Origin of the sequence: Kitasatospora sp. NPDC088861, from assembly GCF_044750105.1 — a bacterium.
In the GTDB taxonomy this organism is placed as follows: Bacteria; Actinomycetota; Actinomycetes; order Streptomycetales; family Streptomycetaceae; genus Kitasatospora.
Genome location: NZ_JBIVJF010000008.1, coordinates 207,154 through 230,679, shown reverse-complemented (window position 1 = coordinate 230,679; position 23,526 = coordinate 207,154). Strand labels below are relative to the sequence as shown.

Genomic DNA, 23,526 nt, shown 5'->3' with positions numbered 1-23,526 from the left:
TCCCCCCTGCCCTACCTCTCCGGCCCCCCCCCCCCCCCCGTCCCCCCCGGGGGGGGGCCCCCCCCCCCCCCGGGGGGGGGGGGGGGGCCCCCACGCCTGTCCGTCGTGGTTCGGGTTGTGAGGAAGTGAGAACGATGGCTGTGCATTCGGAGCGGGTGCAGACGCAGTCCCCGGATTCAGGGAAGGCTGCCGTGGCCGGAATTGAGACGAGTGCCGCCGGTGGTGGCGCCAACGGCACCCCCCGCAAGGGCGCCAGACCCACGGGCGGGCCGGGCCTCGGCGCACGCCTGGCACCGTACCTGCTGCTGCTGCCCGCCACCGTGGCGACCGTCGCCCTGCTCGGCTGGCCGCTGGTGAAGACGGTCCTGCTGTCGTTCCAGAACCTCAACAAGCGCCAGTTCGTCCAGCACCTGACCGAGTGGAACGGCTTCGACAACTACAAGGAGCAGCTGACCGACCCGGACTTCTGGGCGGTCACCGGGCGCACCGTCGCCTTCACCCTGGTCAACGTCGTGTTGATCATGGCCGGCGGCACCCTGATCGGCCTGCTGCTCAACCGCCTCGGCAAGCGGATGCGGCTGCTCCTCTCGGTCGGCCTGCTGATGGCCTGGGCGATGCCCGTGGTCGCCGCGACCACCGTCTACACCTGGCTGTTCGACCAGCAGTGGGGCGTCGTCAACTGGTTCCTGGACAAGCTGGGTTGGCACGCGATGGCCGACTACAACTGGATGAGCGACCAGTACTCGACCTTCTTCGTGGTGATCCTGCTGATCGTCTGGCAGTCGGTCCCCTTCGTGGCGTTCAACATGTACGCCGGACTGACCACCATCCCCAAGGAGCTCTACGAGGCCGCCCGGATGGACGGCGCCGGCGCGTCCAAGATCTTCGGCTCGGTGATCTTCCCGAACCTGAAGCCGTTCTTCCTGGCCACGACGTTCCTGGAGATCATCTGGGTCTTCAAGGCCTTCACCCAGGTGTACGCGATCAACGGCGGCGGCCCCGAGAACCTGACCCGGACCCTGCCCGTGCACGCCTTCCTGGAGGGTTCGTCCGGGCAGCACTACGGCATCGGCTCCGCGATCGCGGTGCTCACCATCCTGATGCTGGGCGCGATGATGGCGTACTACTTCCGCATCATGATCAAGCAGGAGGACGAGCTGTGAGGCGCTCGCTCATCGGACGTACCTGGCCGAACGTGATCGCGGTCGTCCTCTTCGTCTTCTTCATCTTCCCCGTCTACTGGATGATCGCGACTGCCTTCAAGCAGGACAACGACATCATCAGCAAGACGCCGGTCTTCATCCCGTTCAACGGGACCCTGGACCACTTCACCACCGCGATCAACGCGCCCAACTTCTGGACGTACGTCACCAACAGCCTCATCGCCACCATCGGCGCGGTGCTGATCTCGCTGGTGATCGCGACCCTCGCGGCCTTCGCCATCGCCCGGATGAAGTTCCGCGGCCGCAAGGCCTTCGTCCTGGTCGTCATGGTCGCGCAGATGGCGCCGTGGGAGGTCATGACCATCGCGGTCTACATGATCTCGCGCGACAACGAGATGCTGAACAGCCTCGTGCCGCTGACCTTCTTCTACATGATGATGGTGCTGCCCTTCACCATCTGGACGCTGCGCAGCTTCATCGCGGCGGTGCCGAAGGAATTGGAGGAGTCGGCCATGGTGGACGGCTGCACCCGCTCCCAGGCCTTCGTGAAGGTGATCTTCCCGCTGCTGGCCCCCGGCCTGATGTCGACCTCGCTGTTCGGCTTCATCACCGCGTGGAACGAGTTCCCGCTCGTCCTGATTCTCAACAAGGAGGAGGGCAAGACCCTCCCGCTGTGGCTGTCGTCCTTCAAGACCGCCTTCGGCAACGACTGGGGCGCCACCATGGCCGCGTCCACGATGTTCGCCATCCCCGTGCTGATCCTGTTCGTCTTCCTGCAGCGCAAGGCGGTCGGTGGACTGACCGACGGCGCCGTGAAGGGCTGAGAAACGTGAGCATCCTCGTCCCCACCGCTCCGGTCAGCGACCAGCTGCACCGCGACGCCCTGACCGTCCTGCAGCCCGGCTTCGTCGGCACCGAGCCGCCGCAGTGGCTGCGCCGCCACCTCGCCGCCGGGCTCGGCTCGGTCGCGCTGTTCGACCGCAACGTGGTCGACCTCGACCAGCTCGCCAAGCTCACCAAGGCGCTGCGCGAGGAGAACCCCGACCTCCTGATCGCCATCGACGAGGAGAGCGGCGACGTCACCCGGCTGGAGGCGGGCTCCGGCTCGTCCTGGCCCGGCAACCTCGCGCTCGGCGCGATCGACGACCCGGCGCTGACCCGGGACGTCGCCCGCGAGCTGGGCCGGGCGCTGGCCGCGGCCGGCGTCAACTACAACTGGGCGCCCACCGCGGACGTCAACTCCAACCCGCGCAACCCGGTCATCGGCGTCCGCTCCTTCGGCGCCGACCCGGAGCTGTGCGCCCGGCACACCGCCGCCTGGGTGGAGGGCCTCCAGTCGGCCGGCGTGGCCGCCTGCTCCAAGCACTTCCCCGGCCACGGCGACACCGCCGTCGACTCGCACCACGGGCTGCCGGTCATCGACGTGGACCTGGACGTGCTGCGCTCCCGCGACCTGATCCCGTTCCAGGCGGCGATCGCGGCCGGCACCAAGGCCGTGATGACGGCCCACATCATGATCCCGGCGCTCGACCCGAAGCTGCCGGCCACCCTCAGCCCGCTCGTGCTGCGCGACCTGCTGCGCGCGGCCCCGGCCGACGGCGGCCTCGGCTACCAGGGCCTGATCGTCAGCGACGCGATCGAGATGGGCGCCATCGCCGACACCTTCGGGATGGGCGACGGCACCGTGCTGGCCCTGGCGGCCGGCGCGGACGCGATCTGCGTCGGCGGCGGGCTGGCCGACGAGGACACCGTGCTGATGCTGCGCGACGCCATCGTGGCGGGCGTGCGGGCCGGCGTGCTCTCCGAGGAGCGGCTGGCGGACGCCGCCGACCGGGTCCGCTCGCTCGGCAGCTGGGGCCGGATCTCGGCCCAGGGCGAGCGGCCGGAGCCGGACCTCGCGGTCGGCCTGCGGGCCGCCCGCCGGGCGCTGAAGGTGGTCCGGGCGCCGGGCCGCGAGCCGCAGCCGGTGTCCGAGCGCCCGTTCGTGGCCTCGTTCTCGGACGAGCCGAACATCGCCGTCGGCGACGTCACCCCGTGGGGCGTGGCCGGCATGCTGGCCGACCGCTTCCCCGGCACCCGCACCCGCGCGGTCTCGGCGGCCGAGGCCGCCCCCGAGCTGCTGGACGCCCTGGTCGCCGAGCTGGTGGCCGGCGCCGAGGGCCGCCGCCTGGTGCTGGTGGTCCGGGACGCGCACCGGCACGCCTGGATGTCCGCCGCGCTGGGCCGCCTGGTGGCGGCCCGGCCGGACGCCGCGGTGGTCGAGATGGGGCTGCCGCAGTCCGAGCCGGTCGGCGCGCTCTACATCGCCACCCACGGCGCCGCCCGGGTCTGCGGGCTGGCGGCCGTGGAGGTGCTCACCGGGCAGCCGGGAGCCATCGGCTGAGACCGAGGGGGGCGTCACCGGGAGTGTCCGGGAGGCGTCGGCCGACGGGCCCGTCATGCGCATGTCGCATGGCGGGCCCGTTCTGTTTCCCCGCCGTTGACCTGCGGATTCGTCAGGTGACCGTGCTCCCTCAAGTGGGCCTTAAATCCACCTTAAGTTCCACTTAGGGTGACGATGCGGCGACTGATCGCCACGGGGTACAACAGCTCTGCAACGGCCGTGGCGACGAGGCCATTTGGCCGTTGACACCACCTATGGTCTAGGCCAGAGTCCAGTCATCCGGTTCGAAATTCAACCTCACCGGATGTGGTATCGGCCCTCCCCGAAGCTCTTCGCCCCTGCCCGGACCCTCCGTTGCGGGCGCCATCACGCTGCCGGCGGGCAACACGGCTCTAGCACCCTCGGAGGATGGCGTGAAGAAGCGTCAGCTCATGTCGACGTTCGGAATCACTGCCCTGGCGATCGGGCTGACGGCCTGTTCATCGGCCGGCACGGCGTCGAAGGACGGCAAGAGCCCCGGCGCCGACCCGAAGGCCGCGAGCGGCACCGTCACCGTCTGGCTGATGGACGACGCCCAGAAGAACTGGCCCGACCTGGTGCAGCAGGTCAACGACCAGTTCGCGGCGAAGTACCCGAACGTCACCCTCAAGCTCGCCTACCAGGGTTGGGCCGACAAGGTGACCAAGCTCGACAAGGCGATCGCCGACGGCTCCGCGCCCGACGTGGTCGAGCTGGGCAACACCGAGACCATGAAGTACGTGCTCTCCGGCGCGCTGGCCCCGGTCGACCGGACCACCTTCGACAACTCCGACAGCTGGATCAAGGCGCTCGCCAACACCTGTACGTACCAGGACAAGCTCTGGTGCGTGCCCTACTACGCCGGCGCCCGGGTCGCCATCTACAACGCCGCCACCTTCCAGCAGGCCACCGGCAGCGCCGAGTTCCCCAAGACCGAGGCCGATCTGACGGCGGCCCTGGACAAGGTCGCCGACAAGAACAAGGCCGACAAGAGCTACTCCTCGCTCTACCTGCCCGGCCCGTACTGGTACGCCGCGATGAGCTACGTGGCCGCGTACGGCGGCAGCATCGCCAAGTTCGACAGCTCCGGCAACTGGCACGGCACCCTGCACGACGCCAAGTCCCAGCAGGGCATCAGCCACTTCGTCGACCTGGTCCGCAAGTACACCAAGGGCGACCTGACGGTGAACGAGCAGAACCAGTTCGAGTCGATGGCCCGCGGGCGCGCCGGGTCCTTCTACGGCAACGGCTACGAGGCGGCCAGCGTCGTCGCGCCGGGCACCGGCGACCCGAGCCTCAAGGACACCGTCAAGATGGCCACCATGCCCGGCCCGGACGGCAAGCCGCTGCCCACCTTCATCGGCGGCTCCGACCTCGCGGTCACCGCCAAGTCCACGCAGGTCGAGCTGGCCACCGACTGGGTGCGGATGTTCACCAGCACCAAGTCCCAGCAGACGCTGGCCGACAAGGACATCCTGCCGAACAACCTCACCCAGCTGAACCCGCTGAAGAACAAGCCGACCACCGCGGCGGCGGCCAACGCCGTGCCGGACGCCTGGTTCACCCCGCTGGCCCCCGGCTGGGGCGCGATCGAGAAGCAGAAGATCCTGCCCGACATGCTGACCGGCATCCTCAAGGGCAAGTCGGTGGACCAGGCCACCAAGGACGCCGACGCCGCGATCGACCAGCTGATCAACAAGGCGTCCTGACCCCGCGCCGCCGTCCAGGTCCTAGGGCCCGTCCCGTCCGGGGCGGGCCTTCGGGTGTGCCCGCCGGGGGCGGCCCCCGTAGGATTGCGGCAGGAAACCACCGCAGCGAGTGTGCGGACTCGCCGCCGTAGAGGTCCCCGTCGGGCAACCTGCCCGGAGGGGTCGAACCATCTCATCGGAGGCACATCCTGATGTCCGACCCGCAGACTGTTTCCGTTCCCGGCCGGATCATGGCGGCGGAGATGGCCGAGCAGCCGGCCGTCCTCCAGCGCATCCTCGACGAGGGTGCCCCGAAGATCCGCCAGATCGCGGCCGAGATCGCCGCCCGCAACCCTCGCTTCGTCCTGCTGACCGCGCGCGGCACGTCCGACAACGCGGCGCTGTACGCCAAGTACCTGATCGAGATCCTGCTCGGCAAGCCGGCCGGCCTGACCTCGATGTCCACCACCACCGCGTACGGCGCCAAGCCGGACCTCACCGACGTCCTGGTCGTCACCGTCAGCCAGTCCGGCGGCTCGCCCGACCTGGTGGCCTCCACCAAGGCCGCCCGCGAGGCCGGCGCCATCACCCTCGCCGTCACCAACAACGCGTCCTCGCCGCTGGCCGAGGTCTCCGAGTTCCACATCGACGTGCTGGCCGGCCCGGAGAAGGCGCTGCCCGCCACCAAGACCTACACCGCCGAGCTGCTGGCGCTCTACCTGCTGGTCGAGGGCCTGCGCGGCGGCGACGGTGCGGCGGCCAAGGAGCTGCCCGGCCTGGCCGCCGGCGTCCTGGCCCGCCACGCCGAGGTGAAGGCGCTGGCCGAGCGGTACCGCTTCGCCCAGCGCCTGGTCATCACCTCGCGCGGCTACGGCTACCCGACCGCCCGCGAGGCGGCGCTGAAGCTGATGGAGACCACCTACATCCCGGCCTCCCCGTTCTCCGGCGCCGACCTGCTGCACGGCCCGCTGGCCATGGTGGACAACGTCTCGCCGGTCATCGCGATCGTCCCGGACGGCAAGGGCGGCGAGGCCCTGCAGCCGGTGCTGGACCGCCTGCGCGGTCGCGGCGCGGACCTGGTCGTGGTCGGCCAGCAGGCGCAGGTGGACGCCGCCTCGGCCGGCTTCGCCCTGCCGGCCGGCGTGCCGGAGGAGGTCCAGCCGATCCTGGAGATCCTCCCGCTGCAGCTGCTGGCCTACGAGGTCACCATCGCCCGCGGCCAGGACCCGGACGCCCCGCGCGCCCTGGCCAAGGTCACCGAGACGCACTGAGGCACGGCGCCACGCGATCGGGCCCCCGTCCACAGGCTGTGGACGGGGGCCCGACTCGTTGAGCGGCGGAACATGGCTTCGGCGGGGGAGCGCCCGGGGAACGCGTCGCACCCCCGGGGCCCGGCGCACCCGGAAAGCACTACGGGCCACGGCGCCGACACGGGACCCTCAACCCATGCGGCACCGCAGCCCGGAGCTGTCGTCGGTCGCCGGAGTCGATCGAGAACTGTGCGGGGTCCTCGTTCGGTGGCGTCCGACCGAGGAAAGGCCTCGCGCGGTCAGGGCAGTTGCGCGGTGGGCCTCTCCTTGGTGCCCTTTCATTGTGGACTAGACCAATCTGGGTTGTCCAGGCCGCTCCGGAAATTGGTCTGGACAACTTCGGGCAGTGGGCTCCGCCGCAGGCCCGGCGCGTGATCCGTTCCCCGGTCCGCCGCGCCCCGCCCCGACCGGCGGCGCTACCCTCGCCATGTGCCCTCGCTGAACGAACTCGTCCGCCGCCACACCACCCTGACCGGGGCCGATGTGGAATGGCTCCACATGCTGGTCTCGGAGTGGCAGCTCCTCTCCGACCTCTCCTTCGCCGACCTGGTCCTGTGGATCCCCACCTGGGACGGCATCCGCTACGTCTCGGTGGCGCAGATGCGGCCCAACACCGGCCCCACCTCCTACCAGGACGACATGGTCGGCCACCTCGTCCCGCGCGGGCGCCGCCCGCTGCTGGACGCCGCCTTCGACGAGGGCCGGATCGTGCGCGAGGGCGACCCGGAGTGGCGCGAGGAGGTGCCGGTCCGGGTCGAGTCCATCCCGGTCCGGCGCGAGGGCAAGGTGCTCGGGGTGATCGCCCGCAACACCAACCTGTTGACCGTCCGCACCCCCAGCCGGCTGGAGCTCACCTACCTGCAGAGCGCCTCCGACCTGGCCCAGATGATCGCCGCCGGCAGCTTCCCCTTCCACGGCGTCGAGCAGATCGACATGGACGCCGCCCCCCGGGTCGGCGACGGCCTGATCCGGCTCGACGCGGACGGCATCGTCACCTACGCCAGCCCCAACGCCCTCTCCGCCTACCACCGCCTCGGCCTCACCACCGACCTGGTCGGCAGCCACCTGGGCCGGGCCACCGCCGAACTGGTCCCGCCCTCCCGGGCGGCCGTGCACGAGGCGCTGGTGAAGCTGGCGAGCGGCTGGGCGCCGCGGCAGACCGAGGTCGAGGTGCAGGGCGGGGTGGTGACCCTGCGGGCCATCCCGCTCAAGCCCAAGGGCACGCTGACCGGTTCGCTGGTGCTGTGCCGGGACGTCACCGAACTGCGCCGCCGCGACCGCGAGCTGATGACCAAGGACGCCACCATCCGGGAGATCCACCACCGGGTGAAGAACAACCTGCAGACCGTCGCCGCCCTGCTGCGGCTGCAGTCCCGCCGGATGGAGTCGGAGGCCGGCCGGGCCGCGCTGGACGAGGCGGTGCGCCGGGTCGGCTCGATCGCGATCGTGCACGAGACGCTGTCCCAGGCGCTGGACGAGCAGGTGGCCTTCGACGAGATCGCCGACCGGGTGCTGGCGATGGTGATGGAGCTGTCCCAGGACGGCCGGGTGGCGACCCGCCGCAGCGGCAGCTTCGGCATCCTGTCCGCCGAGGTGGCCACCCCGCTGTCGATGGTGCTGACCGAACTGCTGCAGAACGCTCTGGAGCACGCCTTCGGCCCGTCCGCCTCCGGGAACCTGGAGGTCAGCGCGCTGCGCGGGCGGGCCCCGGCGACCGGGGCGGGCTGGTCGGACAGCTGGAACGGCGGCGCCCGGCCGGAGGAGTTCCTGCTGATCACGGTGCAGGACGACGGTCGCGGCATGCCCGAGGGGTTCGACCCGCAGACGGCCGGCAACCTCGGCCTGCAGATCGTCCGCACGCTGGCCACCGGTGAGTTGGGCGGCACCTTCGACATGGTGGCCGGTCCGGACGGCGGCACCAAGGTGATCCTGGAGATCCCGGTCCGCTGATCCGCCGGCCGGCCTGGCCCGCCGGGCTGCGGTGCGGCGCGGTGCGCGGAAAGGTGCATCGAGGCGCGCGGTGGGGGCGTGCACTCGGCGAAAGGCGCCGGGTGCCCACCCCGCGAGCCCGGCGCGGGTCGGCCCGCGCGAGGGCGTGTCAGGGTGCGGGCGCGCCGGGGCGCGCACACGAACCGGGGCGTGAAAACAGAAACGAGGCCCTGTCGACCGGGGGGGGTGGGTCGACAGGGCCTCTCAACCCGTTCCGGCCGTCGGGGGGAGTCGGCCGGAACGGGGGCTCTGGGTGGTGCGACACCTCGCCCGTGCGTTGCACACGGTGAGCGCCACAGCTCCACGATATTGCTCTAAGTGAACAGTATCAAGTGGCTGGACGGTCCGGTGTCGCGGGACCTCGCCAGGCAAGGCCCTTTGTGCGGAAGGCTTCACCAGGAGGTGCAGGGAAGCCTTTGATCATGTGTTGATCGGTGTTTCGGTTACTGCTGGTGTTACGGCGTGTGATCAGGCGGTGCGGGCGCGGTTGCGGGCGGCACGGCGCTTCATCGCGCGACGCTCGTCCTCGCTCATACCGCCCCAGACGCCGGCGTCCTGGCCGGTCTCAAGAGCCCACTGCAGGCACTGCTCCATGACCGGACAGCGGCGGCACACGGCCTTGGCTTCCTCGATCTGCAGCAGAGCAGGACCGGTGTTCCCGATCGGGAAGAACAGCTCCGGGTCCTCTTCGCGGCAGACAGCGCGGTGGCGCCAGTCCATGGTCGTCCAACTCCTCCTGCCGGCGGGGGGCACCCGGTCGGCATAATCGATGGCTTGTGAATGTGGCTTGTGAATGTGAACGCTTTCACGAATCCCGCAACAGCAAAAGAGACCAAAGGCCCGCCGGGGCCCGGGTGGTCTGTGCTGGGGAGGGATTCGGCGATTCGAGGGACGCCCCGCGGTCGACACCCGCCAGGTTCTGAGGTTGCCGTCGCTGCGATGCGTCCCGATCGCCATGTAGAGGTTCGCAAACCTCGGGCCCGGATACAACCCCCTTCAGGGAGGAATTTTTGATTCTTCGGTGTCGCCTAGCTCACAGCCAGTACTTCTATGGAGTGAAGGGGGCTTGTGCGTTCGAGAAGAAGGGTGAAACCCCCTTCCGGTCACACAATCACACGCAGTGCCCGCCGTACGCCTGTGAAACTGACGCGACTCCTGTCTCCAAGGTGGTCCCCGTCAACCTGGAACGGGGCCGGTTCCTCTGAAACCAAGGTGAAGTGTCTGACGTCGTGATAGGAGACGACGTGCTTGCCGGACGGGCCGGCCGGCGGGGCGCCTTCGCTCGAAGAGGCGTACGACCGCAGGATCTGACGGATCGTTCGGACGGTGCCGAACGCCGTCATCCGGGTGATCCCGAAGACGTCGAGATCGGTGTCGAAGGAGGCGAGCGGTGAGGGATACACCGGGCGGTTGCCGAGGAACGTCCACGGCGAGGTGTTGCTGACTATGGCCAGGGCCAGGCCCGGCACGCCCTCGCGGCCCGGTAGTTCCAGGGCCACCGGGCCGGAACGACGCTGCTCACGCTGGGTGACGTAGTGCCGCAGCGCCTGCCCCACGTAGAGCGCGTGGGTGGACTTGCGCCCCAACCGGCGCTGCTCCTCGACCCGGCCGACCACCCCGGCGTCGAAGCCCAGGCCGGCGGTGAAGGTGAACCAGCGGTCCGGCAGTCCGTCGGTCATCGCCTTGCCCAGGCCGACCGGCCGCTCGCTCCCGTGCTCCAGCGCGTACAGCAGGGCGCCGGTGGCCTCCACCGGGTCGTTGGGCAGGCCCAGCGCGCGGGCGAACACATTGGTCGAACCGCCCGGCACCACGGCCAGTCGCGGGACCTTCTCGCCCGGGCCGTGCGCGAGCAGCCCGTTCACCACCTCGTTCACGGTGCCGTCACCGCCGAGCGCCACCACCAGGTCGACCGTGCCGTCCTCCGAGGCCTCGCGGGCCAGGTCGCGGGCGTGGCCCCGGTACTGCGTCTCGGCCACCTCCAGCTTGAGGTCGCTGCGCAGCGCGTGGATCAGTACGTCCCTGGTGCGGCCACTGGTGGTGGTGGCCTTGTGGTTCACGACCAGGAGAGCGCGCATGGGGAAAGCCTACGGGTCGGTACGGACCAACCGGCGGCTACCCTGCTGGAGTGACCGCAGAATCCTCCGCACCCGTACCCACGGCGGGCCCGGCCCGTCCCCTGCCGCTGACCGTGGGCGCCGCCATCACCGCCCTGGAGGGCGCCGCGCTGGCCGTCGTCGGCGTCTGGGACATGGTGTCCGCGCTGTCCGGCCAGTCCAAGCAGCTCGCCCTGAACGAGTTCGGCGGCCTGGTCATCGTGCTGCTCGGCGTGCTGCCGGTGCTGGCCGCCCGCGCACTGCTCAAGGAGCGCCGCTGGGGCCGCAGCCCGGCCGTGCTCACCAACTCGATCTGCCTGCCGATCGGGTACTACATGCTGGAGAGCGGCGGCGCGATGATCGGCGTCGGCGTGCTGGTCGGCCTGCTCGGGCTGGTCGGCATCGGCGCGCTGCTGAACCCGAAGTCGACGGCGGCCCTGTACGCCTCGCACGAGGGCTGAGCGCACAGGGCCGCCGGGGGTCGGCCGCCGGCTGGGCGGCCGTCAGTCCTACTCCTCCACCAGGAGCTTCTCCCGCAGCTGGGCCAAGGTCCGGGCCAGCAGGCGGGACACGTGCATCTGGGAGATCCCCACCTCGGCGGCGATCTGCGACTGGGTCATGTTCCGGAAGAACCGCAGCACCAGGATCTTCTGCTCCCGGGGCGGCAGTTGGGCCAGCAGCGGCTTGAGCGACTCGCGGTACTCGACGCCCTCCAGCGCCTCGTCGGTGGCGCCGAGGGTGTCCGCCACGGCCGGCGACTCGTCGTCGCTGTCCGGGACGTCCAGGGACAGCGTGGAGTACGCGTTGGCGGACTCCAGGCCCTCCAGGACGTCCTCCTCGGAGATCCCCAGGTGCTCGGCGAGCTCGTGCACCGTGGGGGAGCGCCCGTGCCGCTGGGAGAGCTCGCTGGTCGCCGTGGTGAGCGACAGCCGCAGCTCCTGGAGGCGGCGCGGCACCCGGACCGCCCAGCCCTTGTCACGGAAGTGCCGTTTGATCTCGCCGACGATGGTCGGCGTGGCGTAGGTGGAGAACTCGACCCCGCGCTCGTGGTCGAAGCGGTCCACCGACTTGATCAGGCCGATGGTGGCGACCTGGGTCAGGTCGTCCAGCGGCTCGCCCCGGTTGCGGAACCGCCGGGCCAGGTGCTCGACCAGCGGGATGTGCATCCGCACCAGCTGGTTGCGCAGCTCGACGCGCTCCGGGGAGCCGTCGGGCAGCGCGGACAGCCGGACGAACAGCGCGCGGGCCGCCTCCCGGTCCGGTGCGCCCGAGCGGTGCGGGGCCGGGGCCGGCGCCTGGGTGGGCACCGCGGTGCGCAGGTCCGCGGCCTCGTCCGCCGGATCGGACGGGGGCGGGGATGCGGGCGACGGTTCAGACGTCGGCTCGGTCGGGTGGCTCATCCGGTGGGCGTCCTTCGGGTGCGCATCGTCGTTGGCGGCGAGGCCAGGAACGCTCGCCTGGGTCGGTACGGCAGGTCCCGCCGTCGCGAGGCCGGTACGGTCCAGATCACTCACGGCCATTCCCCCGTTCCGTTCCGGGAGCACCGGGGCCCTCGGGCCCCGGCATCGTCTCGTTGGTCGTACCGCGTGGGGGGCGGTACCGGGCGCCGCCCGCGCGGCCCCTGATCGGGGACCGGGCGGACGGCCCTTGTGCGGTGCTGGTCGACGCCCCGGCTAGTGGGCGACGGGGCCGCCGCGCTTCTTGTGCAGGCTGATCGACACGGTCTTGTCCTCGCCGACCGAGGAGTCGACCTCGCCGGCCAGGGCGGAGAGCACCGTCCAGGCGAAGGTGTCCCGTTCGGGTGCCTTCCCGTCGGTGGTGGGGGCGGCGACGGTCACCTTCAGCGAGTCGCCGACCAGCCGGAACTCGCAGGTCAGGACGGAGCCGGGCACCGCCTGCTGGAGCAGGATGGCGCAGGCCTCGTCGACCGCGATCCGCAGGTCCTCGATCTCGTCGAGGGTGAAGTCGAGCCGCGCCGCCAGGCCGGCCGTCGCTGTTCGCAGGACCGAGAGGTAGGCACCCGCCGCGGGCAGCCGGACCTCCACGAAGTCCTGCACTCCGGGCTCGCCGTCGATCTGGGACACCCTCACCTCCTGGGTGACGCGCTGTGCTTCCGGGCCGGTGGCCGCGGCACTGTCTGTTGCTTGGCTCAACTGCTTCGCCCCAACTGTCCAGAGGGGTGGTGCGGTACGTACCGGTCATACCCTTCGCGGGGCGACCGGACGCCGCGTATCCGCCTGAGACCTTACCGCCTTCCGCACGCCGGCCGGGGCTCGGGAGTCACTCATGGTAAGCCATCGCGACGCAGGGTGGCAGGGGTTCGGGCGGTCCGTTCAGTGACCGCCGGCGGCGGCGGCGAGCGCCTCGCCGGTGAGCCGGTAGACGGTCCAGTCGTCCATCGGCACCGCGCCGAGGGACTTGTAGAAGTCGATCGAGGGCGTGTTCCAGTCGAGCACCGACCACTCCACCCGCGCGTAGCCGCGCTCGACGGCGATCCGCGCCAGTTCCAGCAGCAGCGCCTTGCCGTGGCCGCCACCGCGGGACTGCGGGCGGACGTACAGGTCCTCCAGGTAGATCCCGTGGGTGCCGCGCCAGGTCGAGAAGTTGAGGAACCAGACCGCGAAGCCGACCGGCTCGCCGGTGGCGTCGTCCTCGGCGATCAGGGCGAACAGCGCCGGGTTGGCGCCGAAGAGGGCGTCGCGCAGCTGCTCCTCGGTGGCCACGGCCTCCTGCGGGGCCTTCTCGTACTCCGCGAGCTCGCGGATCAGGGCGAGGATGACGGGAACGTCGGTCACGACGGCGGTGCGGATCATGCCGCGAGCCTACTGCGCGTCCCCGCCCCCGGCCCAGGCCCGGATCGGGGCCCGGGCCGGGGGCGGGCGGGTCAGCGGGCGGGGACGCTGCGCAGGTAGTCGGCCAGCGCGGTGATCGCGGCCGGGTTGCGCGGGCTCTCCACCAGGTCGACGTAGTCCAGGACGAAGATCCGGTCGCTCCTGACCGCCGAGACGCCGGCCAGCGGCGGGAAGGACTTCAGGAAGGCGCGCTTGGCGTCGGCGCCGGTCTCGCCGTAGTTGTTGATCAGGATCACCTCGGGGTCGCGCTGGACCACGCTCTCCCAGCCGACGGTGACCCAGGTGTCCGCGAGGTCGCCCATCACGTTGGTCCCGCCGGCCTTGGCGATGATCTCGTCGGCCGCGGCGAACTTCCCGGCGGTGTACGGCTTGTCCTGCCCGCTGTCGTACAGGAACACGGACGGCCGGCGCTCGGGCTGCGGGGCGGCGGCGACCTTCGCCTTGAAATCGGCGACCAGCTTGTCAGCCCGGTCGCGGACGTCGAAGATCTCGCCGAGGTTGGCCAGGTCGGTGTAGAGCGCGTCCAGCGGGGACATCACGCCGCGCTCGGTGCCCTTGCCGCTGCGGCAGGACTCGCTGAGCACGTACGAGGGGATGCCGAGGTCCTTGAGCGCCTGCGGGGTGAAGCCGCGGCCCTCGTCGAAGCCGTAGTGCCAGCCGGCGAAGACCAGGTCGGCCTTGGCGCCCAGCACGATCTCCTTGGTGATCTCCTTCTTGGAGAGCCACGCGGTCTGCTGGTAGCCGTCCTTCCAGGCGACCTGGTCGACCCGGCCCTTGTCGTCGGGCATCACGTAGCCGGCCATCCGGTCGGCCAGGCCGAGGGCGAGCATCAGCTCGGTGATGCCGACGTCGTTGGTCACCGTCCGGGCGGGCTTCTGCGGGAAGGTGAGCTTGGTGCCGCAGTTCTCCACGGTCACCGGGTAGTGGGCGGAGGCGGCGGTGGCGTCGCCGCTCGGGGCGATCTCGGCGCCGCAGGCGGTGAGCCCGAGGGTGAGCAGGGCGGTGATGGCAACGGCCTTGGTGCGCACGGGGGTTCCTTCGGGGGGTGGGTCAGATCCGGTCGAAGAGCAGTTGGACGGCGCCGGTCACCGGGTGCCGGACGGGGGTGGCCCGGACGCCGAACACCTCGGCCAGCAGGGCGGGTCGGAGCACCTCGGCGGGCGGCCCCGAGGCGACGATCCGGCCGGCCCGCAGCACGTACAGCAGGTCGCAGTGGCCGGCCGCCAGGTTGAGGTCGTGCAGCGCGGTGAGCACCGTCGGGCCGGCCTCCCGGACCAGCGCCAGCACGTCCAACTGGTGGCCGATGTCCAGGTGGTTGGTGGGCTCGTCCAGCACCAGCAGCCGGGGCTCCTGGACCAGCGCGCGGGCGATCAGCACCCGCTGCTTCTCGCCGCCGGACAGGCTCAGGAAGCCCCGCCCGGCCAACTGTTCGGCGCCGACCTTGCGCAGCGCCTCCGTGCAGCGCGCGTGGTCGTCCGCACCCGGGCCGCCCAGCCCGCGCCGGTGCGGCAACCGGCCCATGGCGACCACCTCGGCCACCGTGAAGTCGAACTCGGCGGAGTGCTCCTGGGGGAGTGCGGCCACCCGCCGGGCGGCCTCGCGCGCGGTCAGCGCGTGCAGGTCCGCGCCGTCCAGCCGGACGGCCCCGGCGGCCGGCCGCAGCGCCCGGTAGACGCAGCGCAGCAGCGTCGACTTGCCGCTGCCGTTGGGCCCGACCAGTCCGACCACCTGCCCGGCGGCGGCGTCCAGGGCGACGTCGTGGACCAGCCGGGCGCCGGCCAGCTCGACCGAGACGGAGTCCAGGGCGAGATCCATCAGCGGCCTCCGAAGGAATAGCCGCGACGGCGCATCAGCAGCAGGAAACAGGGCACCCCGAGCACCGCGGTGACCACCCCGACCGGCAGTTCGGCGGGCGCCAGCAGGGTGCGCGAGACGATGTCCACCCAGACCAGCAGCAGCGCCCCGGCGAGCGGCGCGACCAGCAGCACCCGGCGGTGCCCGGCGCCGACCAGCATCCGGGCCAGGTGCGGCACCATCAGCCCGACGAAGCCGATCGCCCCGCTGACGGCCACCACCGTGCCGGTGACGGCGGCGGTCACCACGAACAGCTCGCGGCGCAGCCGGTCCGGGTCCACGCCCAGCGAGGCGGCCGTCTCGTCGCCCATGGCGAGCGCGTCCAGCCGGCCGGCGGCGCAGGCCAGGTACGCCAGGCCGGCCAGCACGGTGGCGGCGGCGATCGGCACCGAGCCCCAGGTGGCGCCGCCGAGGCTGCCGAGCAGCCACATCATGGCGTCCCGGGCGGCCTCGCCGCGGGCGGACGCGAAGACCATCAGCGCGGTGACGGCGGAGAAGCCGTAGGAGAGCGCGGTGCCGGTGAGCACCAGCCGCAGCGGGGTGAGCCCGTAGGCCGTGCGCGCCGCGAGGTAGACCAGCACCATGGCGACCAGCGCGGAGCCGAACGCGGAGGCCGAGATCGCCCACACCCCGAGCGAGGCGAAGGCGCCGAGCAGCAGCACGGCGTTGGCGCCGACGGCCGCGCCGGAGGAGATGCCGAGCACGAACGGGTCGGCCAGCGCGTTGCGCACCAGGGCCTGGACGGCGACCCCGGTGGCGGCCAGCCCGGCGCCGACCACCGAGGCCAGCACGGCGCGCGGCAGCCGGATCTCCCAGACGATCGCGTAGGCGGCGGCCTCGTCCGCCTCCAGCCGTCCGCCCGTCAGCCCGGCGGCCAGCAGCCGCATGGCGCGGGGCAGGCCGATCCCGGAGGCGCCCAGCGCCACGCCGCAGAGCAGCGAGAGCAGCAGGGCGGCGGCCAGGCCGACGGCGAGCGGGAGGGCGGGTATTCGGCGGGCGGGCGGGCTCGTTGCGCCACTGCCCGCGGCTGCGGTGCTGCTCACGGTGCGCCTTGCCTCGGGCCGCGGGTGCGCGGGGGCGGCACCGGTCGGGCGCGGGCCCGGGCGCCATCCCCTCGCAGTCCACGGCGAGTTGTCGGGAGTTCAGCGGCCGGGGGCGATCGGGCTGGCGCGGCCCCGGGGCCGTGCTCACCGTTGCGGGTCAGCGCCGGATTCACACCGGACTTCCCCCTCGGACGCCCTGGCAGCATAACAGCCACTCAGGCTAGGCAACCCTTACCGGGCTCGGATGGGGCGTGAACGCACGACCGCCCCCGTCCGGGCTCGCGGACGGGGGCGGTCGGGTGGCGACGCGTCAGGCTCAGGCCTGCTTGGTCTCCCAGAAGATCTTGTCGACCTCGGCGATCAGGTCCAGCAGGGCCTGGCCGGTGGCGGGGTCGGTGGACGCCTTGGCGGCCGAGGCGGCCTTCAGGGTGTCGTTGATCAGCTGGTGCAGCTGCGGGTACTTCTCGAAGTGCGGGGCCTTGAAGTAGTCGCTCCACAGCACCGAGATGTGGTGCTTGACGGCCTCGGCACGCTGCTCCTTGATGATCAGGGCGCGGGTGCGGAAAGCCGGGTCCTCGTTGGCCTGGTACTTCTCCTGGGTGCCCTTGACCGACTCGGCCTCGATCCGGGCCTGCGCCGGGTCGTACACGCCGCAGGGCAGGTCACAGTGGGCGTGGGCGGTGGCGCGCGGTGCAAACAGACGAGAGAACATGGGAGTCCTTCCTTAGATCGTCTTCCCGCGCCCGAGATTACCCTTCCGCACCCGGGGTTTCGCGATCGGGCGGTGGGCCTAGGGCAAAAGGCGGACCCGGAACCGGGGTAATCCGGACATCGAACGGATCGAACGGGGTGACGGTCCGTACGGCAGACTGGGACCGGGCGGTCCGGGAGGAGGAGTCGTGGCGCGGAGCACGGAACCGGCGGACGCGGAACCGATGGGCACGGAACCCCGGGGCCGGGGCGGCGGCGCGGTGCCGTTCGGGCTGGTCGACGTGGCGGGCCCGTCGATGGTCCCGACCCTGCGCGAGGGCGACCAGTTGCTGGTGCGCTACGGCGCGCCGATCCGGCCCGGCGCGGTGGTGCTCTTCCGGCACCCCTTCCAGCAGGACCTGCTGGTGGTGAAGCGGGCCGCCGAGCGGCGTCCGAGGGGCTGGTGGCTGCTGTCCGACAACCGGCCGGTGGACAGCGACAGCCGCAGCTACGGCCCGGTCCCGGACGAGCTGGTGCTCGGCCGGGTGCTGCTGCGGCTGCGCCCGCGCCCGGCCTGGCTGGCGCCGGGGCGGCGGCTGGAGCGGCTGCTGCTGGGCACCCGGCTGGCCCGGGTACCGGGTCTGGCCCGCCGCCTGGGCGTCTGGGCGGACGAACTCTGACCCCCTGGGCCCGGCCCGGCCCGGACAGGACCTAGCCGGCGGCGCCGAGTGCCGCGGCCTCGGCCTCCTGGCGCTTGCGGGCCCGGTACGCGGCGACGTTGGCGCGGGTCGCGCAGCGGTCCGAGCAGTAGCGGCGGGAGCGGTTGGTCGAGGTGTCCAGGTAGGCGTTGCGGCAGGGCGCGGCCTGGCAGATGCCGAGCCGGTCGGCGCCCAGCTCGGTCAGGTGGACGGCCAGGCCCATGCAGGCGACCGCGCTGAAGTGCGCGGTGGCGGTGGGCGAGTTGTCGGCCAGGTGCAGGTGCCAGCGCGGCCGGCCGGCGTCGTCCAGGTAGTCGTGCCCGGAGACCAGCGGGCTGACCGGGTACTCCATCAGCAGGCTGTTCAGCAGGTCGACGCCCCGGATCTCGTCGCCCTCGGCGGCGGCCTCGAAGACCCCGCGCAGCCTGGTCCGCACCGCCCGCAGCCGGGGCAGGTCGGACTCGTCGGCCTGTGCGGCGGCCCGTGAGGAGTCGGAGAACAGGCCGCGCACCGCGTCCACGGACGTCAGCGTGTCGGTGCCGCGCCCGGGCTCCTCGGTGTTCACCAGCCGAACGGCGAGATCGGCGTACGAGGCGAGCTCCACGGAGGTCCTTCCAGAAGGTCGGTAACGGGCTGATTGCGTCCAGCCTATTACCTGGGTGGGGAAAACGTCGGCGCCCGGCAGGAGCAGCCTGCCGGGCGCCGGTCGGTACGGTTCTACAGCACCTTGGAGAGGAAGGCGCGGGTGCGCTCGTGCCGGGGGTCGGTGAGCACCTCGCGGGGGTTGCCGGACTCGACCACCACGCCGCCGTCCATGAACACCAGCGCGTCGCCGACCTCGCGGGCGAAGCCCATCTCGTGGGTGACGACCACCATGGTCATGCCCTCCTCGGCGAGGCCGCGCATGACGTCGAGGACGTCGCCGACCAGTTCGGGGTCGAGCGCCGAGGTGGGCTCGTCGAACAGCATCAGCTTGGGCTTCATGGCCAGCGCGCGGGCGATCGCGACGCGCTGCTGCTGGCCGCCGGAGAGCTGGGAGGGGTAGTTCTTCGCCTTGTCGGCGAGGCCGACCCGCTCCAGCAGGACCATCGCCCGCTCCCGGGCGGCGGCCTTGCTCTCGCCCTTGACCTGGACCGGGGCCTCCATGACGTTCTCGACGGCCGTCATGTGCGGGAACAGGTTGAAGCGCTGGAAGACCATGCCGATGTCGCGCCGCTTGACGGCGACCTCGCGGTCCTTGAGCTCGTAGAGCTTGTCGCCCTTCTGCTGGTAGCCGACCAGTTCGCCGTCCACCCAGAGGCGTCCGCCGTTGATCTTCTCCAGGTGGTTGATGCACCGCAGGAAGGTCGACTTGCCGGAGCCGGAGGGGCCGATCAGGCAGAACACCTCGCCCTGCTTGACCTCCAGGTCGATGCCCTTGAGCACGTGCACGGAGCCGTAGGACTTGTGGACGCCCTCGGCGCGCACCATCGGCTGTCCGGTGGCGGCGGCCGGGGTCTTGCTCAGGTCGGTCATACGTGACCACCTCCCTCGAGCCCCGGGACGACGTCGGCGCCGGTCTTCGGGGCGGGCTTCCCGGCGAACAGGCCCCGCAGCCGCTGCAGCGGGGTGGGCGGGAGGGTCCGGTTGGAGCCGCGGGCGTAGTAGCGCTCGATGTAGTACTGGCCGATGGTCAGCAGCGAGGTGAAGAACAGGTACCAGAGGCTGACCACGATCAGCAGCGGGATGTTCTGGTAGTTCCGGGAGTAGATGACCTGACCGGCCCGGAAGATCTCCTCCAGGGAGATCACGCTGACCAGCGAGGTGGTCTTGAGCATCGAGATGGTCTCGTTGCCGGTCGGCGGGATGATCACCCGCATGGCCTGGGGCAGGACGATCCGGCGCATGGTCTGGAACCGGCTCATGCCGAGCGCGTGGGCGGCCTCGGTCTGGCCCTCGTCCACCGACTGGATGCCGCCGCGGACGATCTCCGCCATGTAGGCGGCCTCGTTGAGGCCGAGGCCCAGCAGGGCGGCGACGAAGGTCGGGATCAGGACGTTGGTGTCCGCGGACCAGAACTCCGGCCCCCACGGGACGCCGATCGACAGCTTGGCCCAGATCAGGCCGAGGAAGTTCCAGAACACCAGCTGCACCAGCACCGGGGTGCCGCGGAAGACCCAGATGTACATCCAGGCGGTGCCGGAGAGCAGGGGGTTCGGGGACAGGCGCATCACGGCGAGGACGATGCCGCCGATCACGCCCATCAGCATGGAGAGGACGGTCAGTTCCAGCGTGACGACCATGCCGTGCACGATGCTGTCGTGGAACAGGTACTGCCCGACGATGTCCCACTTGAAAGCGGGGTTGGTGAAGAGGGCGCTCAGCAGCATCGCCGCGAGCAGGGCGATGACGACGGCGCCCACCCAGCGTCCGGGGTGGCGGACCGGGACGGCCTTGATGGTCTCAGGCCGTCCCTCCTCCGCCTTCCCCTTGTCCAGAGAGTTCACGGTGTGGCCTCGGGGGAGAGATGGAGCAGGCGGACGGTCAGTTCACGGCGCCGTTGACGGTCGACTTGTCGAGGGCGCCGGACTCGACGCCCCACTTGGTGAGGATCTGCTTGTAGGTGTCGTCGTCGATCAGCGACTGGACGGCGCCCTGGATCGCGGGGGTGAGCTTGGAGCCCTTGGCGACGGCGACGCCGTAGGGGGCCACGCCGTAGGTGGAGCCGAGCTTCTCCAGCTGGCCGCCGGCCTGCTTGATCGCGTAGTCGACGACCTGGGAGTCGGCCATCATCGCCTGGTCGCGGCCGGAGACGACGGCGTTGGTGACGTCCGTCTGGAGGTCGAACTTGTCGCCGTCGTTCTGGATGCCCGGCTTCCCGTTCTTGGCGCAGTCCGGGTTGCGGGTGTCCTTGATCTCGTCGGCCTGGGTGGTGCCGGTCTGGACGGCGACCTTCTTGCCGCACAGGTCGGCGGGGTCGACCTTGTCGGGGTTGCCCTTCTTGACCGCGATGGCGCTGCCGGAGTTGAAGTAGGTCACCATGTCGACGATCTGCTCGCGCTCCTTGTTGTCCGTGAAGGACGACATGCCGAGCTGGAACTTGTTCGACTGGATGCCGGGGATGATCGCGGTGAAGCCGGAGTCCTGGACGTCGGCCTTCAGTCCGAGCTTGGCCGCGATGGCGTTGGCCAGGTCCACGTCCATGCCGATGACCTTGCCGCTGTCGTCCTTGAACTCGTCCGGCGCGTACGAGGCGTCCGCGCCGACCACGAGCTTGCCGGAGGACTTGACGTCGGCGGGGACGAGGGCGGCGAGCTTGTCGTCGGCCTTGACCGCGTTGACGGTCGCGGAGGCGTTGGGCGCGCCGCTGCCACCGTCGCTCTTGCTGCTGCTGCAGCCGGTCAGGACGAGGGTGACGGAGGCGGCAACCGCGCCGGCCGCGAGAAGCCGGGTGCGCTGGGTACGGGCGGTCATGAGGGGGATCTCCTCCTGAGGGAGAGGGGCGGGCGGAGCGCGCCGCGGGGGGGCGGCACACCGGGGTGGCAGGGCCGTGCGGCGCTGTACGGGTGTATTTCGCTGTACGTCGTCGTACGTGCAGGGCCGGGTGGTGCGATGCCTGCGCGGCAGGGCCGCCCAGGTTGCTACGGGGTACTGCTTCCGCCACCCTCCGCCGAGGTGGACGTCGAGCGAACCGCCTCGACCAGTGGCCGGCTCGATCCGAGATGGGGGGAATCCTGCCATCTGTGGACGGTCGGATGGCCCTCATCCAGATCAAAATCGGATAACGAGGGCCCGGGCTGTCCGCTATTCGGACTTATTCCGTGTTCCTGTCACTCCGTGCATAAGTATGCAGATCCCCCCGCCCGGTGCCCGGAGGCCCGCCGCCCCGGCTCGGATGCCGCCGTCGACCACGGCGCAGGGGTGTGCGGCCGCCACGGTGACGCGTGGGTGTACGCGAAATGGCGGACACGCGATCCGGCCATCCCGCCCTGCCGGGCCCGGCGGCGGGTGTGTCAGAATTCGGTACCGGGTGACCCCCGAACGCTCGAACCAGACCGACGAGTCCCGACAGGCTCGGGGTGTCCGGGAACGGAAGTCATCACGTGGCTCCGTATCCGGGACGCCGACTCCCCAGCGCGTCTGCGTTCACTCCTGCGGGTGCGCGTGCCGCCATCACCGTTGCCGCCGCCGGAGCCCGGCGCTTCCGACGCCGGGCCCCAGTGACGCGACAGCTCGGCGATGAACTGCACGTGACGAGGACGAAAAGGCATAGGTGCGATGCCTTGGTCCGTCCTACGCTCGGCCCGGAAGCACTACGCGGACCAACAAGACCCATAAAACCCTCATCCGAGGGCGCCGCCCGACGGCAGCGCCCCGACCCAGCCCCCGGGTCCGCTTCGGCGTACCCGGTTTCCGGTTTCCGGACGGGTCGTCCTGTCCGTCGGTCGCGCACCCTCGCCAGATCAATGACGAAGAGGTCATCGTGGCAGCGGAGATCATCAGCAGCACCCAGGACACCGTCGATCCGGTCGACGCCGTTTTCGCGCTCCACCGCGGCGGCAAGATGGAGATCCGGGCGACCGTCCCGGTGCGCGACGCGGACGACCTGTCCCTCGCCTACACGCCCGGTGTCGCCCGCGTCTGCACGGCCATCGCCGAGCAGCCGGAGCTGGTCAACGACTACACCTGGAAGTCCAACACCGTCGCCGTGGTCACCGACGGCACCGCCGTGCTGGGCCTCGGCGACATCGGCCCGGAGGCCTCCCTGCCCGTGATGGAGGGCAAGGCCATCCTGTTCAAGCAGTTCGGCGGCGTGGACGCGGTGCCGATCGCGCTCGCCTGCACCGAGGTCGACGAGATCGTCGAGACCGTGGTGCGGCTGGCGCCCTCCTTCGGCGGCGTCAACCTGGAGGACATCTCCGCCCCCCGCTGCTTCGAGATCGAGCGCCGCCTCCAGGAGGCCGTGGACATCCCGGTCTTCCACGACGACCAGCACGGCACCGCGATCGTCACCACCGCCGCCCTGTGGAACGCGGCCAAGGTGACCGGCCGTGAGATCGGCTCGCTGCGGGCCGTCATCTCCGGCGCCGGCGCGGCCGGCATCGCCATCGCCAAGATGCTGGTGGCGGCGGGCATCGGCGACGTCGCGGTCTGCGACCGCAAGGGCGTGGTGTACGACGGCCGCGGCGACCTCACCGACGTCAAGGCCGAGATCGCCGAACTGACCAACCGCACCGGCCTCAGGGGCACCCTGGCCGACGCGCTGGCCGGCGCCGACGTGTTCATCGGCGTCTCCGGCGGCACCGTGCCGGAGGAGGTCGTCGCGACCATGGCCGCGGGCGCGTTCATCTTCGCGATGGCCAACCCCACCCCGGAGATCCACCCCGAGGTCGCGCACAAGTACGCGGCGGTCGTCGCCACCGGGCGCAGCGACTTCCCGAACCAGATCAACAACGTGCTGGCCTTCCCCGGCATCTTCGCCGGCGCCCTCCAGGTGCGGGCCAGCCGGATCACCGAGGGCATGAAGCTGGCCGCCGCCAAGGCACTGGCCGGTGTCGTCGCCGACGAGCTGACGCCGCAGAAGGTCATCCCCTCGCCGTTCGACGAGCGGGTCGCCCCGGCGGTCACCAAGGCCGTCGCCGAGGCCGCCCGGGCCGAGGGCGTGGCCCGGATCTGACGATCCGGTCGCCGCTGCCGGGCAGGACCCGGCGGGAGCGGCGCCGCCGACACGGCCGGGGCCGGGACACGCGTCACACCCGCGCGTGG

At 71.2% G+C, this 23,526-nt stretch carries 22 protein-coding genes and 1 riboswitch; of the genes, 9 read left to right on the top strand and 13 right to left on the bottom strand.

Going from position 1 to position 23,526, the window contains the following annotated elements; genetic code table 11:
• The first annotated feature begins 134 nt into the window (after positions 1-134).
• The 6 genes from ACIP37_RS17330 to ACIP37_RS17305 all read left to right on the top strand — a co-directional run bounded on the left by ACIP37_RS17330 (position 135) and on the right by ACIP37_RS17305 (position 8,512).
• Positions 135-1,163: a sugar ABC transporter permease gene (locus tag ACIP37_RS17330; protein ID WP_363588826.1), complete on the top strand. Its 1,029-nt coding sequence runs from the start codon at positions 135-137 to the stop codon at positions 1,161-1,163.
• Positions 1,160-1,987, top strand: a complete 828-nt coding sequence (locus tag ACIP37_RS17325; RefSeq protein ID WP_350879660.1) for a carbohydrate ABC transporter permease — start codon at positions 1,160-1,162, stop codon at positions 1,985-1,987. Before ACIP37_RS17330 ends, ACIP37_RS17325 begins: the two co-directional genes overlap by 4 nt.
• A 5-nt stretch (positions 1,988-1,992) precedes the next feature.
• The gene (locus ACIP37_RS17320) at positions 1,993-3,546 is read left to right on the top strand and encodes a glycoside hydrolase family 3 protein (RefSeq protein WP_363588828.1); all 1,554 of its coding nucleotides are present in this window, start codon (positions 1,993-1,995) and stop codon (positions 3,544-3,546) included.
• A 431-nt stretch (positions 3,547-3,977) separates the two neighbouring features.
• Entirely contained in the window at positions 3,978-5,273 is a 1,296-nt protein-coding gene (locus ACIP37_RS17315; protein WP_363588830.1) for an extracellular solute-binding protein, read from the top strand.
• A gap of 191 nt (positions 5,274-5,464) precedes the next feature.
• Positions 5,465-6,523 carry an SIS domain-containing protein gene (locus ACIP37_RS17310; RefSeq protein ID WP_063347859.1) on the top strand — a complete coding sequence of 353 codons (1,059 nt, stop codon included), beginning with the start codon at positions 5,465-5,467 and terminating at the stop codon, positions 6,521-6,523.
• A gap of 468 nt (positions 6,524-6,991) precedes the next feature.
• On the top strand, positions 6,992-8,512 hold the full coding sequence (locus ACIP37_RS17305; RefSeq protein WP_363588832.1) for a PAS domain-containing sensor histidine kinase: 1,521 nt from the start codon (positions 6,992-6,994) through the stop codon (positions 8,510-8,512).
• Positions 8,513-9,019: 507 nt separating this feature from the next.
• On the opposite strand, the gene ACIP37_RS17300 is transcribed toward ACIP37_RS17305, so the two are convergent.
• Together ACIP37_RS17300 and ACIP37_RS17295 are read right to left on the bottom strand one after the other, a co-directional pair.
• Positions 9,020-9,271, bottom strand: a complete 252-nt coding sequence (locus ACIP37_RS17300) for a WhiB family transcriptional regulator (RefSeq protein ID WP_014138019.1) — start codon at positions 9,269-9,271, stop codon at positions 9,020-9,022.
• A gap of 383 nt (positions 9,272-9,654) precedes the next feature.
• Positions 9,655-10,626, bottom strand: a complete 972-nt coding sequence (locus tag ACIP37_RS17295) for a diacylglycerol kinase family protein (protein WP_363588834.1) — start codon at positions 10,624-10,626, stop codon at positions 9,655-9,657.
• 50 nt (positions 10,627-10,676) lie between these two features.
• Here ACIP37_RS17295 and ACIP37_RS17290 point away from each other — a divergent pair, with 50 nt between their 5' ends.
• Complete coding sequence (locus ACIP37_RS17290; protein ID WP_363588836.1) at positions 10,677-11,105, top strand: hypothetical protein; 429 nt, start codon at positions 10,677-10,679, stop codon at positions 11,103-11,105.
• Between the two features lie 48 nt (positions 11,106-11,153).
• Here ACIP37_RS17290 and ACIP37_RS17285 read toward each other — a convergent pair whose 3' ends face one another.
• The 7 genes from ACIP37_RS17285 to sodN form a co-directional block, all read right to left on the bottom strand.
• Positions 11,154-12,044: an RNA polymerase sigma factor SigF gene (locus tag ACIP37_RS17285; RefSeq protein WP_400806497.1), complete on the bottom strand. Its 891-nt coding sequence runs from the start codon at positions 12,042-12,044 to the stop codon at positions 11,154-11,156.
• Between the two features lie 273 nt (positions 12,045-12,317).
• Positions 12,318-12,728 (bottom strand): anti-sigma regulatory factor, encoded by a 411-nt coding sequence (locus tag ACIP37_RS17280; RefSeq protein ID WP_350879653.1) that lies wholly within the window; start codon positions 12,726-12,728, stop codon positions 12,318-12,320.
• A 249-nt stretch (positions 12,729-12,977) separates the two neighbouring features.
• The gene (locus ACIP37_RS17275) at positions 12,978-13,457 is read right to left on the bottom strand and encodes a GNAT family N-acetyltransferase (protein WP_363588840.1); all 480 of its coding nucleotides are present in this window, start codon (positions 13,455-13,457) and stop codon (positions 12,978-12,980) included.
• Between the two features lie 71 nt (positions 13,458-13,528).
• On the bottom strand, positions 13,529-14,524 hold the full coding sequence (locus ACIP37_RS17270; RefSeq protein ID WP_363588842.1) for an ABC transporter substrate-binding protein: 996 nt from the start codon (positions 14,522-14,524) through the stop codon (positions 13,529-13,531).
• 22 nt (positions 14,525-14,546) lie between these two features.
• Positions 14,547-15,311 carry an ABC transporter ATP-binding protein gene (locus tag ACIP37_RS17265; protein WP_363588844.1) on the bottom strand — a complete coding sequence of 255 codons (765 nt, stop codon included), beginning with the start codon at positions 15,309-15,311 and terminating at the stop codon, positions 14,547-14,549.
• Entirely contained in the window at positions 15,311-16,393 is a 1,083-nt protein-coding gene (locus ACIP37_RS17260; protein WP_363588846.1) for an iron ABC transporter permease, read from the bottom strand. Before ACIP37_RS17260 ends, ACIP37_RS17265 begins: the two co-directional genes overlap by 1 nt.
• Positions 16,394-16,482: 89 nt before the next feature.
• Positions 16,483-16,621: riboswitch (cobalamin riboswitch) on the bottom strand.
• An 88-nt stretch (positions 16,622-16,709) separates the two neighbouring features.
• Positions 16,710-17,105, bottom strand: a complete 396-nt coding sequence (gene sodN, locus ACIP37_RS17255) for a superoxide dismutase, Ni (protein WP_063347853.1) — start codon at positions 17,103-17,105, stop codon at positions 16,710-16,712.
• 223 nt (positions 17,106-17,328) lie between these two features.
• On the opposite strand from sodN, the gene sodX reads away from it, so the two are divergent.
• On the top strand, positions 17,329-17,763 hold the full coding sequence (gene sodX / locus ACIP37_RS17250) for a nickel-type superoxide dismutase maturation protease (protein ID WP_363588859.1): 435 nt from the start codon (positions 17,329-17,331) through the stop codon (positions 17,761-17,763).
• Positions 17,764-17,794: 31 nt separating this feature from the next.
• Here sodX and ACIP37_RS17245 read toward each other — a convergent pair whose 3' ends face one another.
• From ACIP37_RS17245 to ACIP37_RS17230, 4 genes are all read right to left on the bottom strand, one after another.
• Positions 17,795-18,385: a CGNR zinc finger domain-containing protein gene (locus ACIP37_RS17245; protein ID WP_363588848.1), complete on the bottom strand. Its 591-nt coding sequence runs from the start codon at positions 18,383-18,385 to the stop codon at positions 17,795-17,797.
• Positions 18,386-18,498: 113 nt separating this feature from the next.
• Positions 18,499-19,296, bottom strand: coding sequence for an amino acid ABC transporter ATP-binding protein (locus tag ACIP37_RS17240; RefSeq protein ID WP_363588850.1), 798 nt, complete (start codon positions 19,294-19,296; stop codon positions 18,499-18,501).
• The gene (locus ACIP37_RS17235) at positions 19,293-20,267 is read right to left on the bottom strand and encodes an amino acid ABC transporter permease (protein WP_350879646.1); all 975 of its coding nucleotides are present in this window, start codon (positions 20,265-20,267) and stop codon (positions 19,293-19,295) included. The genes ACIP37_RS17240 and ACIP37_RS17235 overlap by 4 nt, the downstream gene beginning before the upstream one ends.
• A gap of 37 nt (positions 20,268-20,304) precedes the next feature.
• Positions 20,305-21,234 (bottom strand): ABC transporter substrate-binding protein, encoded by a 930-nt coding sequence (locus ACIP37_RS17230; RefSeq protein ID WP_363588853.1) that lies wholly within the window; start codon positions 21,232-21,234, stop codon positions 20,305-20,307.
• A 1,009-nt stretch (positions 21,235-22,243) separates the two neighbouring features.
• Between ACIP37_RS17230 and ACIP37_RS17225 the strand changes: the two genes are divergently transcribed.
• Entirely contained in the window at positions 22,244-23,437 is a 1,194-nt protein-coding gene (locus ACIP37_RS17225) for an NADP-dependent malic enzyme (protein ID WP_363588855.1), read from the top strand.
• Positions 23,438-23,526 lie beyond the last annotated feature (89 nt).

Coding starts and splice junctions, on each gene's coding strand:
- ACIP37_RS17265 (WP_363588844.1), bottom strand. CDS start 15,311: ATGGATCTCGCCCTGGACTCCGTCTCGGTCGAGCTGGCCGGCGCCCGG.
- ACIP37_RS17275 (WP_363588840.1), bottom strand. CDS start 13,457: ATGATCCGCACCGCCGTCGTGACCGACGTTCCCGTCATCCTCGCCCTG.
- sodN (WP_063347853.1), bottom strand. CDS start 17,105: ATGTTCTCTCGTCTGTTTGCACCGCGCGCCACCGCCCACGCCCACTGT.
- ACIP37_RS17330 (WP_363588826.1), top strand. CDS start 135: ATGGCTGTGCATTCGGAGCGGGTGCAGACGCAGTCCCCGGATTCAGGG.
- ACIP37_RS17240 (WP_363588850.1), bottom strand. CDS start 19,296: ATGACCGACCTGAGCAAGACCCCGGCCGCCGCCACCGGACAGCCGATG.
- ACIP37_RS17300 (WP_014138019.1), bottom strand. CDS start 9,271: ATGGACTGGCGCCACCGCGCTGTCTGCCGCGAAGAGGACCCGGAGCTG.
- ACIP37_RS17310 (WP_063347859.1), top strand. CDS start 5,465: ATGTCCGACCCGCAGACTGTTTCCGTTCCCGGCCGGATCATGGCGGCG.
- ACIP37_RS17285 (WP_400806497.1), bottom strand. CDS start 12,044: ATGAGCCACCCGACCGAGCCGACGTCTGAACCGTCGCCCGCATCCCCG.
- ACIP37_RS17315 (WP_363588830.1), top strand. CDS start 3,978: ATGTCGACGTTCGGAATCACTGCCCTGGCGATCGGGCTGACGGCCTGT.
- ACIP37_RS17230 (WP_363588853.1), bottom strand. CDS start 21,234: ATGACCGCCCGTACCCAGCGCACCCGGCTTCTCGCGGCCGGCGCGGTT.
- sodX (WP_363588859.1), top strand. CDS start 17,329: ATGGGCACGGAACCCCGGGGCCGGGGCGGCGGCGCGGTGCCGTTCGGG.
- ACIP37_RS17295 (WP_363588834.1), bottom strand. CDS start 10,626: ATGCGCGCTCTCCTGGTCGTGAACCACAAGGCCACCACCACCAGTGGC.